Here is a 14,319-nt window from a genome sequence, read left to right on the forward strand (position 1 = left end):
TGGTTTCTAATTACAGAATAAAAACTCCTTAGTTAGTGAAAGACGAAGAGGATAGAAAGGCTTGGGACGGTCGTTTCCTCTTGCTCCCCGTCTTTACTAAATTAAGAATGAGGGATAAGAGAATGGCTACTAACTATACTTATTTTGAAAGCAGTGGATATCGTGTAATCAAGACTCATGTTAGTAATATTGTCTCAGAAGTTATTAAGAAACCGGTTTGTTCTACAAACAATTATGGTATTAATGGGGGTTTTTTTGCATCAAATCTATATACTGCGCCTCCAACAGGTGGTCTCTCAATCAGTTATGATGGTGCAACCCAAGATCCTGGAAGCAATGCAGGGGGGACACGGAATCGTGGTACGTTTTTTACTTACCTAGATAATGGTGTTACTAAAGCAGGAATTACCCGCTGCACAACTATTCCAAATTTAAAGCAACAAGTTGGTAACTTACAGTTCAAAACAATTATTGGTGGGGGGAGCCTTCATCTAACTGGGACAGAAGACCAGTTTAAGACCGTACACGAAGATGAAATGTGGAACGTACACGCTGGTATTCCTGGAACAAGACGGGCTGGACTAGGTTTTAAAAATGAAAGCAATGGTGTGTATGCATACTTAGTGACATCAACTATATGGAAAACCCTGTACAATTTAAGAGACTTTTTTAAAGAAAATCTTGGTTGTAATAACGCTGTTTTCTTGGATGGTGATGGTTCCGTTCAGATGCAAGTGTATGCTAATGGTGAACTGATCAAAGCAGATGGTACAGATCCGACCCCGGGAAGATATGTATGGAACATGGTTAAATTGATAAATAAAAATTAATGTGGTAAACAAAGAACAAGCCTTATCCAAGGCTTGTTCTTTGTTTATTTGATAGTTAACTCATATATTTCAAATAAATGATTATTTATTTGTCTCGTCCAACTTTCAATTTTATCACCTACTTTAACTTCATCGAAATCAGCCTCGATTCGCATTTTACTGAATTTTGCGTCTGCTTGATAAAAATCACTCGAAGTAACATAAAACCTCGAATTTTTCGTTACATTCAGATATTCTCCATTATCCAGTACGATCGAGTAAAGTACCTTGTCTCCGTCTACTTTACTGTTTTGCTCTTTTATTTCAACGATGGTGCCAGTGTAATATTGCTGTTCCTTTGCTGGTGAAGACCATCCTTTCATATAATCTGAAAAGAAAACGAAATAGACGATTACCAGAATTATCACGACAAAGCTGCTTAATACCACGAAGGGCCATTTTTTTTTTGCTTTCAAATTTTTCATCCTTCCTCAATGTACTTATAGTATGTAGACGTCCAATCATTCAAAAAGTTACAAAAAAAGAAGCTATGGCTAAAAATATCCATAGTATTGCTTTCTTTAATTTTATTGTGTAGGAAAAAGCTTAATAAACTCCATTAGTTCGAGCCGTAAACTTTGTATGGTATCTTCTTTTGGCATTCTAATGGTTTCTGCTAATTTCTCCATTTCTGGGTAATAAAGTTCTAATATTTTAAGTGTTGCCTGTTCTTCTCCAGCTCTAGCTTGGAAGAGTAGTCGGGTGAGATCTTCTTTCGTAGATTCTCTAGTGTTTTTCTTTTCCATTTATTCACCCCCTGAACACTAATATTCATTTCAACTGAGACTTCCTTAGCACTTTTGTCCTCCACGTAAAGTGAATATATTACCTTCCTTCCACTTTCCTTATCGATCAGACTTAATATATCTTTGATGTTTAACTCGTCAATAATTTCATCTTCGAAGGATTCTTGTCTTGTGAAATCAAAAGTGAAGGGATGTTGCTTCGCTGCTTTCCTACCGTGATACTGGAGTCTCCATGCCATCCGCTGGAGTTCGACATCAATTATTTCTTTAATTTGTGCATCTTTCATTGGATTTTACCCCTTTCATGTGTAGTGTAATGATACATAATATCTAGGAACTATATCTAAAGAATTTGAAACCAATTCCGCTTAAAATAAGAACATTAGTTCCTATATATGAATATATTACCTTCTTTTAAGTCCGAGTGAAAGTGTTTTTGTATATAAAATCGATAAATTAGTTAGTTTCTATTCTAGTTTTTGTTAATCTACTATTCTTTACAGATAGAAAAATGTATCTATATGTTACAATGGTCCAAAACCAGTTTAAGATTGGCACACACGGCTGTCAGTAGTCTGCTAGACTAGGTAAAAAGGAATGGCCGATGCATCGCAGACGCCATCTTGGGCACAAGAAGCACTGGATACAGCCGTGCAGGCTAAGATTGTGAGCGGATATACGGACCATACGGTTCGTGCAGGAAGTGAAACGACCCGAGCGGAAGCTGCGACGATGATCTATAAGTTGTTGTTGGCCATGTATGTGTAAGAAGTAACAAAGAGAATTAACCGTATTGACAGCAGATATAATGTAGATAAAAAACTGATATCCTTTTGGGGTATCAGTTTTTTTGAGATTAAGAGTTGCTCATCTCTTCGGGGGTGGCATGTAAGAAGGTCCATTGCTGTAATTCACGAGACGAAAGGGCAAGTTACTGTGATAGAATGAGTTAGGTTTGGATGATGAAACGGTGGGGGCTAGAAAATGAACAAAACGGAGCGGCAGCTTGCGATTACGCTTGAATTGCAGCGAAGAAAGATGCTACGAGCAGAAGATTTAGCTGCTCAATTGGAGACAAGTGTACGTACGATATATCGAGATATTCAGGCATTAAGTGAAGCTGGTGTTCCAATTATGGGTGCCCCGGGTCATGGGTATTCCCTTATGGAAGGATATTTTCTGCCCCCGGTAAGCTTCACCGCAGAAGAAGCGGTATCCCTGCTCATGGGAGCTGATTTTATCGAACAGAGATTGGATACAGAATACGCGATGGAGGCTAAGTCGGCTCAACGGAAAATTGAAGCGATTTTACCAGAAGCCGTTCGTAACGAATCCACGCGTGTTCGGGAAACGATGCGACTGCTTCATACGGTTGAACCTTTAACCCGAGCGCGGGTGAAAACATACCTTAACCAGATACGTAATGCCATCTTGGAACAACGTAAAATTAGCTTTATGTACCTGAAAAAAATGCCAGGAACGGATGGCAATCGGTATAACATGCGTGAGGTATCACCCTATGGACTCTCACTGGTTCAGGAGAATTGGGTGTTAATTGCACGTTGTGATATGCGACAAGACATTCGTCATTTTCGTTTGTCACGCATGACTGAACTTTCCGTGCTGGAGGATCAATTCCTTTTGCCACCGGATTTTGATCTAAACAGTTATCGACCTCCTGATGACCGTAACGAACACATATTAATCAGGGCAAAACCCGAAATTGCTGACAAAATTATGGAGGCACTTCATTTTTATATGGATGCATTTGAGGAGCAAGAGGAAGATGTGATTTTTCATTTTCGTGTCCGCTACCCGGAGGAAATATTGCATTATTTACTTGGCTGGGGTGGAGATATCGAGGTCTTGGAACCGGAGTCTTTACGCTTCCGAATGCAGGAAGTAGCCAAAAACATCTTAAAACACTACTGACATACACCTGTCAGTAGTGTTTTTTTATACTTTGATATATCACAGATCAAGAGGAGTGGGTTGAAGGATGAGAAGTACAACGGAAGTATTGAAATCATTTGAAACGGCTGTGGAACGATATTTGGCAGAACTGAACAAATTGGATATGGGGAGCTTACATAAAAAACAGAGTGAAGAGGAATGGTCCATTGGACAGATGTATGTACATTTGATTCAATCAGCGCTTTTCTTGCATCTGCATAATATTGAGCAGTGTTTGAGCATTGAGGATTCGACGTTAAACTCGGGGGAGGAAAAAACAGAACTGGGTAGGCAAGTATTTGAATTAGGACAATTCCCTCCCGTGCCTGTTAAAGTCCCTGCTTCCCCGCAGTACACCCCGCAACCACCCGAGAGCATGGAGTCCTTGAGCGATGGGCTTCACATGGTCGTGGAACGGATGAGAAGCACGGCATCTGTTCTACACCAAGCATCCGTAAATAACAAAATACGTCATCCAAGGCTTGGCGCTCTAAATGCTCAGGAGTGGTTTTTGTTGATAGAGATGCATTACAGACATCATTTTTTACAATTAGATCGATTGAAATCGAATCTGGAAATGTAAACGAGAGAAGGGAATGGGATGTATCCATGAAACCAAATCAGGACAGCAGATATTGGATTGGTGTTGTATCTGCTTCTCATGTGAATGTAGCCGTAGAGGGAGGGTTTGCGCAGTTGTGCCATGGCAAGTCCGCACTGTTGCGACAGATGTCCGCGGGTGATTGGCTGATATACTATTCTCCACGCACAGACATATCAACAGGGCAGCCACTTCAGGCTTTTACCGCTATTGGTCAAATTACGGACGACAGGATATACCAATATCAGATGTCGGAATCCTTTATACCCTTTCGCCGAGATCTCCGTTATCTTCCATGTCGAGAAGTAAAGATCGCAACGTTGTTAGACCAACTTAGTTTTACACGCGGGAATCGCAATTGGGGGTTTCCATTTCGTAAAGGTCACTTTGAAATTGGGGCTGAAGACTTTATGATGATAGCTTCCTCCATGTTGGAAGATGAGACACAGTCACTACTAAATATTAGCTTAAGCCAGAAATGTTAACCAAACCAAAAGGTCCATAGATTGTCTATGGACCTTTTTGCTTTATGGATAATCATATCCTCCACCGTTGATATTACATTTGCGAAGACGCTGGATGCCCAAGGAAAGACCTTTAATCGCCCCGTATTTCTCAATAGCTTGAATCATATACACAGAACAGCTTGGTTCAAAACGACATTTGTTCCTCACCTTAATAGGGGCAAAACGTTGATAAATTCTAATACTCCATATCAGGATCGCTCTAACACGTCGTAGAACGATGAAGAACATACTTGCTATGAAAACAATCTGGGCACTCAGCAAAGCATATACTGGAATGAATGGATTCAAGAGATAGAAACAGATCATAGAGATGATTAGCCCTATGAATAATGCAAGTGTAACGTTAAGCAAAGACTTCAACCAATCAATTTCTGGAATAACATGAGTTCTTATATAGAAACTGCTTCGAGGGTCGTTTTCTTCATGATGTGTATGTAAGAGTCTAATAAGTTCTTCTTCGGATGGCATGTTATTATATATCAGTTCCTCAGATTCTGAGTTTCTCATGATTGTTGTACTATTATTAAATCTCTCTGTAGAAAATCAGCATATAATGATGCGTTGTAACAGGTTGCTGGAGACAACCGGGTTTCTCAGTGACGGATAGCGACTCCATGGATTGATAGGTCCATCCAGATTGTGCTTTGTGATTGATGATATCCGCAAATAAATTAACAGCAGCCTGAGTATCACCTCGGTTTACTTGAACATTTTTCGGACCTGGAACAACTGTGTACTCTCTCATTTAAATCATCCTTTCGTATGTTGGAATTATGGCAATAGACATTCCATTATTTTACTATGGGTATGGTAAACTGTCGATTGAAACTTATTAGATGAGATTGGATTAAAATATAGGCCATCTAACAGGATGGTCTTTGTTGCTATTAAGGTTTAAATTCATTTGGAAAAGTCAATAAAAGCTCTGTAAGCAACGCTGTACAATCCACTGAAAACCAGTACAATTGAACCTATAAGAACATGAGATAAAGAGAGGAATTTCTCCATGACCGATACAAGTGGGAATCGCAAAGTTGACGGCTATCTAAAGAAACTCAAAACGTGGAAGGAAGAGTCCACAAAGCTGAGAGAGATTATTCGGGATTTTGAACTGACAGAGGATATGAAATGGATGCATCCTTGTTACATGCTGGATGGGAAAAACATCGTTTTAATCCATGGATTCAAAGAATACGTGGCTATTTTGTTCTTCAAAGGTGCTCTGCTGAAGGACTCGCACGGCATTTTGGTCCAGCAAACGGAGAATGTACAGGCAGAACGCCAGCTTCGCTTCACCAGCCTGGAGCAGATTGTGGAGCAGGAGGCTATGATCAAAGCCTATATCCAGCAAGCGATTGAAGTGGAACAAGCTGGACTGCAAGTGGAAATGAAAAAAACTGCCGAATATAGCGTTCCTGAGGAACTTCAGCAGCAGTTCGATGAGAATCCTGCTTTCCGAGATGCATTTGAAGCACTGACACCCGGACGTCAGCGGGCATATCTCTATTATTTCTCACAACCGAAGCAATCCAAAACGAAATTGTCACGAATAGAGAAGTACATGCAGCCGATCTTGGAGGGTAAAGGATTGAATGATTAATCTTAACAGGAGAGTGTCCCATATGATTCGAACTTACCAATACTACGCAATTTTTAATTTTGCTGAGGATGGAATTAATGTTACATTTCCTGATCTGCCCGGATGTATCACCTGTGGCGAATCAATTGATGAAGCATTAGTGATGGCAAAAGAAGCACTAGAATTATTTTTGGATGGAGAACCTGTTGAAGATATTCCACCTCCTCAAAGCATAATGCCTGGATTATTGAACCCTAAAGATAAAGCGTATTTAATTGAAGCAAGTATTACGTATTATTGATGAACTCTATGTTTACATATCTTAATTCACCAAACTGAGTTTAGAACATCGTCGACTTCTTTGATTCTTGTGACAGATGGTGTTTGAATTAGATTTCCTTTGACCATGACCATAGAGATGTCTGACAAGGCTTCGATATGTTCGAGCGGATTTTGCTCCATGATAATCAGATCGGCCTGTTTCCCGATATCCACCGTTCCTGTTACATCGTCAACACCGAGGATCTTCGCATTGGTTCGAGTCACCATGTCGATGACCTGTTTGTTGTTCAGGTTGGCCTGTCTCATGTAATGGTCCATCTCTCTCCACATATCATAGTGAGTCACGTAAGGCATGGCGGCATCGGTGCCGATACCAATGGTGATGCCGTTTTCGATCGCTTGTTTTACACCTTTGAGCATGGAATCGTAGACGAGTCTGGAATTCTCTTTTACCGTTGCACTTACCTTTGTTACGCTGGTATCCAGTGAAGCGGATGGATAAGCGGCTTGCAGGGTGGGGATGAGTGCGGTGTAGCCATTGAGGGCATTGGGATTATTTTTGTACAAACGAATGATTTCGTCATCCATCTCCGAACCGTGCTCAATGGTATCGATTCCACCTCGTAACGCAACCCTTACGCCTTCCGTGCTCTCCACATGAGCTGCCACCCGCAAACCGATCTTGTGGGCTTCATCACAGATCGCCGCAACTTCCTCCACCGTCATCTGTAAACGGCCAGCTTCGCCGACCATTTTCGCATCCGTCACGCCACCCGTCACACAGATTTTGATCAGATCCACGCCGTGTTTCACATTGATGCGCACATTTTTTCTGGCTTCCCATGGGGAGTCACCAACCAGAGCCAGAAATGGAGCGCCATGTCCGCCCGTGACACTTAGGAAAAACCCGGAGACAAGCAGATTAGGACCGACAAAGTCACCATGATTAATCTCATCCCGCAACTGTACGTCCGTGTAAAAGAATTCCCCCACGCTGCGCATCGTTGTCACACCCGCATGGAGTGCGGTCAGCGCGTTGCGTTTCATGCGTTTTTTCAATACGTTTCTGCCAAACTTCGTGTTCAATATCCGATCATAGGCAAACTGCAACAAACCTTCACTGGCAGAGAGACTGAACGGTTTACCATCTGCAAAGAGGTGGACGTGGGCATTAATTAATCCAGGCATCACGTATTTCCCTGAGAGGTCGATGGCTGTGTAGTGACTTGGGATATGTAACTCATGATCTCTGCCGATATCCTGAATAAGACCTTGTTCATTGACGAGAATCGTCATGTTTTTTTGCAGATTGCGGCTTGAGTCGCCGTGGATCAGATTGATGTTTTTTAATGCATAAGCGGTGTTCATGTTGTGTTCCTCCTTGGAATGTGGGTGAGATGAGTGGTTAGTACGATGATGCTTTTTCAATAATGAATAATAAATTCATTATTAAGTCAAAAAAATAGGTTGATTTATGATGAAGTTTTTTTGCGTGCAAACCAAGTGAGGTTGATCTGATCTGCACGCTTTGTCTATCCGGCATAAATGATGAGATGGAGCGTTATTCGTTGAGACTCTTCATACCGTACAGTCTGTATACATACAACGCTTCGAATATTTGTTTCCGGCTGTCCTCACTCATATCCCGCTTCAATAGATTCAGGTTCATGTCAATCACATTGTGTGCGAGAATGTTCAGCAAGATCAAGTTCTCCTCGGCACCAATCACATACCGTTTATATTGGTTCTTCAGATAAGCCTTCTTGGTTTCGATCATCAACTCAACAAGCTCGTTCTTGGCGTTGGTGTAGATGGTGCCTTTATTCTTTTCGAAGATAATCACAATCTGATTCCGATATTTCCGTAATACGCCCACCTGTTCCTGCAACAGCGCTGACTTTCGCTCGCTATCTGTTTCCTCGAACAAGGTCTGGTTATCAAAGTGAATGGTCTCCACCAGCACATTTTTAAGATAATCCACCAGATCCGGTGGCACGACGGCGTAGAATAGTTCTTTCTTGTTCTTAAAATAAGTATAGATATTGCCGACGGAAATATTGATCTCATCCGCGATATCGCTCATCTTGGCATCCACATAGCCTTTTTCAAAAAAGACCTTGAGCGCCGCGTATTCAATCTCTTTCCTGACTTCGTCTTTCTTGGCTTGCACCATGGGGAACGACTCCTTAATAGTGAATGGATTATTCGTTATTAGGTTAGGTTTTTTTTTGGAGTTTGTCAATATTAAGAGCTTAAAGATTATAAATTAATCCTTCTTTAATTAGTGTAAATGAAAGCCCGCTTCAAGGTTTGAGCGGGCAAGAGATAATTATATATCATTCAACTGATAGCGGGGCTTCATTGGAGCAATGATATTAGAAAATAACCATAGAGATTTTTAAATTAATCAATCAGTCCAAGATTCTAATTTGCCATTGTAGAAGTATAGGTATGTTCTTCCGTACACCCATTGTTCAATTCTTAAGTTATTCCTGTTATAAGAGTTTATCCTTTCTGGTGATCCCCAAGATAATCGAGCCTGTTGTGCGTTCATTCCAATGGATATTTTCTGTTGTATTATCGTATTCCAGATGTTAGATGACCAACCGGGGTAAGTAGTTTTAGGATTAACGGTATAGAATCCATTTTGTATTATTGATGTATAGTCATCATAGAAAGACAGTTTAAAGGTCTGATTGGCTCCACTAGAACGCTTAGCTTTAATAATCAGGTTTTTTCCTTTTAATTTTACTGAAGTGAAGTATACTTTCTCTAAATGTCCTAGAGGGTTTGAAGATGGTAAATAATTTTTGTCTGCCCAATAATACTTTCCAGTATAGTTATAACCTATTGTTTCATAATGCCAATAATCTATAAAAGAATCTGGAGTACCATTGAGTATAAGTTCTTCATATATGGTACCGTTATTTAATTGAATAACAGCTTTGACGATAGTACTGCTAGATGAATAGTTAGATAGTTCCTTTACCCAGCCGATTTTTTCACCTTCGTAAATATAGACCTTTTTCCCCATAAAGGATTTTAAATCATAAGTGACTTTGTCTAATTGTTCCATTAAACGTTTTGATTCTTTTTCTCCTTCAGATCCACTCCAGAGAAAAAGAGATAGTGATTCATAATCCCTCTTTGCTTCATATCCAGTTAATTTCTGGAAATTTTCTAGACTTAAATATGTACTATTATTGTAGAGAACAGAGTTTGTTGAGTCGATCTTAAAGGTACCATGATCCGAGCTAACAGTGATGGGAGCATTATAATTAATTTTGACGTCTTTCAGTTTACTTAATAACTTAAGTGGCACATACAGATCAGGCTCTTTAATCTTGTCAATAGTATAACTTTTCTCATGCAATACGATCAGCTTTCCATCTACAAAAATAGAGTAATCGAACCCTATATAAGCATTTTCAGGAATGACATAAGGCTTTGCTGCTGCTTGTACTGGATTACAAAAAAGGATAAATAAAATACTTAAGCTGACGAAGCTTACTAATTTTTTGATATTCAAGTTGTTCACTCCTAATTTAGTGTTACTGAGATACATTGATCCCTAATTTTAATATCCTCCTTCCCTGAATGTTACTTTATCAAAAAACATGAAAATAACAAGAGTACGTTTCCATTTAAAATCCTCGTATCATAGTCGCTCATTAATCTCATTAATCACTTAATGGCTAACTATTAACTAAGACAAATACCTAATTAGATGTTAGCATTCATACGCTATAAGTATTTCATACCTTAAGGCTCAAAAAGACGTGTAATATAGATATATTAGATGTAATCCAGAAAAGATAAGAGTCTTATGTCCTATATTTAACAAATCGTATATAATAAGTGAGGTAATGAAGGTATATGGTTATTGATGGAGGCGATTAAGTGTTAGATAGTAGGAATGTACTTCGGTATTTTGTTGAATATGAAAAGAAAACAGCGCTGATGGGAAACTCATTGAGCCAAGTAGAAGGAGAACTATTCAGCAGTGAGATTCTCAGTGATTCTGACCGAATGGAGCAAATTGTTCAGGATAAACGTAAGGGAGATATATTTAAAAAAATATCATCTTACCCTGATATTAAAGATCATTTGAATAAAGGAACATATACAGAAGATGAGCTGAACAGTGAGATTGAACTTGCTGTTTCTGGTACGAAGTCCGTAGAGGAGTTTCTGTCAGGCGTCCCTTTTAAATATAAGGATAACAGGACAAATACGGAAAATTTTATTTCTAACTTGTTAGATAGCTCTATAACGATTTGTTATCCACTTTTGAAAAAGGCGACATACAAAGAGACTTCAACCAAACCCTTAATCACGTTTATTGGACGTATAGAAGAACAGAAATTAAAGGTAGATCAATTTTATATTAATCGTGAAAGCTTGGGGATTATTGTTGCAAAATTGACAAACAGTTCTGCATTTGAGGTAGAGGAAATCGAGAAAGAAAATTTAATGGAGTTAATGGACGCAAATACGTACAATCAACAACAAGACATACATGAAATTATTAAGATTTTAAATGATGAGCTATACGCAAGATATTATAAAAACCTAAGAGGCTTTAAAAGTTATGAAGGTTGGCAGATGCTCAATCAAGCCTTTATTACATTTGAGATGTTGGAGGAAATGATCAGACCGATCTTCCAAAAAGAAATAGAACGTATTCTTGAACTTACAACAAACGAATCTCCACTGCCTGAACTTCTTAATACATATTTAACTGGTGGACAGAGCACCACAGCATACCTTAAAGAAAAAACAGGTCGATATTTCCATCGCGGTAGTTACACGAAGACCTATTCAATTAACGAGAAACAGTGGCATATTATTGAGGCTGCTAATAACCACACTTTGTTATCAGTGAACGGACCACCGGGAACTGGGAAAAGTACATTACTTAAAGAAATATTTGCAAATAATATGGTGATGAAGGCAAAAACGCTGACAGATCTGTGGGAAAAGCCATGGGAGAAGTTCAAAGAGAGAAGTAAAGAGCTATATCGGATTCCATTTGAGATAGATGATAGAACATTCTCTATGGTGCTCACAAGTACCAATAATAAAGCTGTAGATAATATTGGACTAGAGTTGCTTAAGGAAGTGTCCTACTTTGAAGAGTTTGTTAAAAAGAAAACGGATGACGAAGAAACAAAAGGCTTCTTTTGTGCAAGGTTAGGCAACACCACGAATAAGACGGCATTCATGAAAGAATTTATTCCCGATTTCGTTGAAGGGTTAGAAGCGGCTGAAGCTCGGACAATGGATGTGACTGCAAAAGAGCATTTTATCGCAGCGTATCAAGAATTGGAACACCTACATAAACATATTGAGAAGTGGGGCGCGGCTAAAGAGGAATTAAATCGTTATTTTGCAGATCAGGGCAGAGTATTAAATGACCCAGAGAGTGAACTGTCTGTATATATCATGGACATAGAAACTACAAATGGAAAATTAAACGATCTTGTCAATACTATGGATAATTTAAGAAAGACGATTCATGAACGAAGCCATACAATTAGAGACTTGAACGTTCAGATTGAAGCTACAGAATCGGACCTAACTGAACATGTTACATGGATTAAAGAAGGATATCAGACGTTGGAAAAGTTTCGATCATGGAACAAGAATGCTTGGCTAGGATGGTTTTTACCTAAACGTAGAGCGTTTCTCAAAGAGCATGTTTCCGAGAGTTATATTGAGGACCAATTAATTAAGAAGAATGAGAAAGAAGAAGAGGAGCTAAGAACAACATTACGTCTCAAACAATCGGAGCAAGATTACCAGACAGCAGAGACCTTAGTCCTGAAGGGGGAATTACAAGAACTGGAGCAACAACGACTAATATGTAAACAAAAGATCCAGCTTCTTGGTGAGTTCATAGGAAAACTGGATGAATTTTTGTCGTTGGAGCGAGAGTTTGCTATTCAATGGGGATTTCAGGATGTTTCAAAATATAGCATGTTTGATTTTGCATCGGATCGAGTTGTTCTGGAGAAAAGACACGAACTCTTTCAGTACTCGTTGAAAGTAACTGAGCAGTACGTGAAGTTACATACGGAAGAAGTTTTGCACAATCTTAAAATGGTCTGTCCAACGACGTGGTTTCAACCATTTTATAATGAAGGAAATAAGAGGGACAGGGAATTCAGCAAAGGGATCAAGGCACTATGGAATACGGTGTTTTTGTGTTTTCCGGTGGTAACGTCAACTCTACATTCATTTGGTGAAAGAACGTTTCAATTGTTACCTGGATTAATAGATACACTACTGGTGGATGAGGCAGGTCAAATTATGCCGCATTATTTAAGCAGTCCTCTATATCGATCTCAAAGAGCTGTGATTGTAGGCGATATTGAACAATTAGAACCAGTGAGGATTCTGAAAACCAACGTAATTGAAGAAATACCAGCAGTTCCAGAGAAATATCATGAGGAAGTATGTGTACAGCGTAATAGTGCACAGAGTTACATTGATCGAAATTCAGATATTTATGAGTGGGATCATCGTGGCACGAGAAAAGGATTAATCCTTACGGAACATCGCAGATGCGAAAAAGGCATTATGCAATTTTCTAATCAACATGTATATGGGGGAATTCTGACTATTGTTAATCAGGATAACCACGAAAAACTGTTTGGCAAAAATTTGGTTGCGGTAGATGTAAGGGGCTTAAAGAACAACAGGACACATATTAATATGTCGGAAGTTAATGTCTGTCAGAGGTTGGTTGAGACCTATGTACAGCAATATGGCTTAGACATCAAGAAGGATATAGGCATTATTACACCTTTTTCGAAACAAAAAGATAAGTTACAGAGGGAGATTCCTGATGTAGATATAGGAACAGTTCATGCGTTTCAGGGACAGGAAAAAAAGATTATTATTTTTAGCTCGGTTATTGATCATTCGAAGCAAGCGGGAATTGCTTCATTTGTCGGTGGGAGAACTAATTTGCTTAATGTTGCACTGTCTCGGGCCAAAGAACAATTTGTGTTAGTAGGTAATCTTGAAGTGATCTCTGAGCTCAAACAGAACCACCTCAAGCATGTATTAGAGATTATTAAAGAAAACGGAGTGTGCATAAGTCCGCTTGAAGAGAAATATCATACGGTTGCTGAGAATATGGATGCGATGGCATTCAGCCTATATATCGATTCTTCAGAAGATTCTAAAGAGGTACTTGATCCTCCGTTTACGGTGTACATTCGTGAGCATTTACCCGAGCGTCTCATTCTCAATCCGAGGGATCATTATTTGTTGCTACTGGAAGCTTTACGTCATGCAACTAAGTCGATCGTTATTTTCTCGCCGTGGATTATGTCATATATAGTCAACGAAGAATTTGTGAGTTTGGTTCAAGCTGCGATGAACAGACAAGTGGAAGTAAGAATTGGTTTTGGATTTCAAGGTGGAAAAGGAATTGACCTTAACAATATCCCTGGAATTGTGAAACGAGATAACTCATATGGGAATAATGATGAAAATATCAAATCCGTTTCCGCTCTTAAAGACGTGATGGGAGAATCCCTTAATTATATCCCTCCAATTCATTCCAAGATTTTATTGGTTGATGATTGTTATCTCTTCCTCGGATCACATAACTGGCTTTCTAAGCTTGGCAAGCATAAACGGGACGAAATCAGTTGTCTAGTGACAGAAGAGCGAATGATTAAGTATTTAAATGAAAGATATATTCAGGTGAAGTTGAAATAATCATCTTAGTTTATTTAAATTATCGCGT

Annotated in this window: 16 protein-coding genes; 8 read left to right on the forward strand and 8 right to left on the reverse strand. The window is 39.2% G+C overall.

The window, feature by feature from the left end:
• Positions 1–122 precede the first annotated feature (122 nt).
• A complete protein-coding gene (locus NSQ38_RS12870) occupies positions 123–830 on the forward strand; it encodes a phosphodiester glycosidase family protein (RefSeq protein ID WP_339789674.1) in 708 nt (235 codons plus the stop codon).
• Positions 831–874: 44 nt separating this feature from the next.
• On the opposite strand, the gene NSQ38_RS12875 is transcribed toward NSQ38_RS12870, so the two are convergent.
• The 3 genes from NSQ38_RS12875 to NSQ38_RS12885 form a co-directional block, all read right to left on the reverse strand.
• A complete protein-coding gene (locus NSQ38_RS12875; protein ID WP_339789677.1) occupies positions 875–1,285 on the reverse strand; it encodes a hypothetical protein in 411 nt (136 codons plus the stop codon).
• Between the two features lie 111 nt (positions 1,286–1,396).
• Complete coding sequence (locus NSQ38_RS12880) at positions 1,397–1,615, reverse strand: helix-turn-helix domain-containing protein (protein ID WP_339789680.1); 219 nt, start codon at positions 1,613–1,615, stop codon at positions 1,397–1,399.
• Positions 1,516–1,902 carry a hypothetical protein gene (locus NSQ38_RS12885; protein ID WP_339790813.1) on the reverse strand — a complete coding sequence of 129 codons (387 nt, stop codon included), beginning with the start codon at positions 1,900–1,902 and terminating at the stop codon, positions 1,516–1,518. Before NSQ38_RS12885 ends, NSQ38_RS12880 begins: the two co-directional genes overlap by 100 nt.
• Positions 1,903–2,212: 310 nt before the next feature.
• Between NSQ38_RS12885 and NSQ38_RS12890 the strand changes: the two genes are divergently transcribed.
• From NSQ38_RS12890 to NSQ38_RS12905, 4 genes are all read left to right on the forward strand, one after another.
• Positions 2,213–2,383 carry an S-layer homology domain-containing protein gene (locus tag NSQ38_RS12890; protein ID WP_339789683.1) on the forward strand — a complete coding sequence of 57 codons (171 nt, stop codon included), beginning with the start codon at positions 2,213–2,215 and terminating at the stop codon, positions 2,381–2,383.
• Positions 2,384–2,599: 216 nt separating this feature from the next.
• On the forward strand, positions 2,600–3,547 hold the full coding sequence (locus NSQ38_RS12895) for a YafY family protein (protein WP_339789686.1): 948 nt from the start codon (positions 2,600–2,602) through the stop codon (positions 3,545–3,547).
• Between the two features lie 67 nt (positions 3,548–3,614).
• Positions 3,615–4,151, forward strand: a complete 537-nt coding sequence (locus NSQ38_RS12900) for a DinB family protein (RefSeq protein ID WP_339789688.1) — start codon at positions 3,615–3,617, stop codon at positions 4,149–4,151.
• Positions 4,152–4,177: 26 nt separating this feature from the next.
• The gene (locus tag NSQ38_RS12905) at positions 4,178–4,654 is read left to right on the forward strand and encodes an EVE domain-containing protein (RefSeq protein ID WP_339789691.1); all 477 of its coding nucleotides are present in this window, start codon (positions 4,178–4,180) and stop codon (positions 4,652–4,654) included.
• Positions 4,655–4,696: 42 nt separating this feature from the next.
• On the opposite strand, the gene yidD is transcribed toward NSQ38_RS12905, so the two are convergent.
• Together yidD and NSQ38_RS12915 are read right to left on the reverse strand one after the other, a co-directional pair.
• Positions 4,697–5,203, reverse strand: a complete 507-nt coding sequence (gene yidD, locus NSQ38_RS12910) for a membrane protein insertion efficiency factor YidD (RefSeq protein WP_339789693.1) — start codon at positions 5,201–5,203, stop codon at positions 4,697–4,699.
• Between the two features lie 16 nt (positions 5,204–5,219).
• Positions 5,220–5,441 carry a hypothetical protein gene (locus NSQ38_RS12915; RefSeq protein ID WP_036617217.1) on the reverse strand — a complete coding sequence of 74 codons (222 nt, stop codon included), beginning with the start codon at positions 5,439–5,441 and terminating at the stop codon, positions 5,220–5,222.
• A gap of 261 nt (positions 5,442–5,702) precedes the next feature.
• On the opposite strand from NSQ38_RS12915, the gene NSQ38_RS12920 reads away from it, so the two are divergent.
• Positions 5,703–6,296 carry a YdeI family protein gene (locus NSQ38_RS12920; RefSeq protein WP_339789696.1) on the forward strand — a complete coding sequence of 198 codons (594 nt, stop codon included), beginning with the start codon at positions 5,703–5,705 and terminating at the stop codon, positions 6,294–6,296.
• 22 nt (positions 6,297–6,318) lie between these two features.
• The gene (locus NSQ38_RS12925) at positions 6,319–6,576 is read left to right on the forward strand and encodes a type II toxin-antitoxin system HicB family antitoxin (protein WP_339789699.1); all 258 of its coding nucleotides are present in this window, start codon (positions 6,319–6,321) and stop codon (positions 6,574–6,576) included.
• Between the two features lie 26 nt (positions 6,577–6,602).
• Here NSQ38_RS12925 and NSQ38_RS12930 read toward each other — a convergent pair whose 3' ends face one another.
• The 3 genes from NSQ38_RS12930 to NSQ38_RS12940 form a co-directional block, all read right to left on the reverse strand.
• Positions 6,603–7,925 (reverse strand): amidohydrolase family protein, encoded by a 1,323-nt coding sequence (locus tag NSQ38_RS12930; RefSeq protein ID WP_339789701.1) that lies wholly within the window; start codon positions 7,923–7,925, stop codon positions 6,603–6,605.
• 193 nt (positions 7,926–8,118) lie between these two features.
• Entirely contained in the window at positions 8,119–8,730 is a 612-nt protein-coding gene (locus tag NSQ38_RS12935) for a TetR/AcrR family transcriptional regulator (protein WP_339789704.1), read from the reverse strand.
• A 234-nt stretch (positions 8,731–8,964) separates the two neighbouring features.
• Complete coding sequence (locus tag NSQ38_RS12940) at positions 8,965–10,086, reverse strand: hypothetical protein (RefSeq protein WP_339789707.1); 1,122 nt, start codon at positions 10,084–10,086, stop codon at positions 8,965–8,967.
• A gap of 371 nt (positions 10,087–10,457) precedes the next feature.
• On the opposite strand from NSQ38_RS12940, the gene NSQ38_RS12945 reads away from it, so the two are divergent.
• On the forward strand, positions 10,458–14,291 hold the full coding sequence (locus NSQ38_RS12945; protein ID WP_339789710.1) for an AAA domain-containing protein: 3,834 nt from the start codon (positions 10,458–10,460) through the stop codon (positions 14,289–14,291).
• Positions 14,292–14,319: the final 28 nt, after the last annotated feature.

Origin of the sequence: Paenibacillus sp. FSL R7-0313 (genome assembly GCF_037969885.1) — a bacterium.
Classification (GTDB): Bacteria; Bacillota; Bacilli; order Paenibacillales; family Paenibacillaceae; genus Paenibacillus.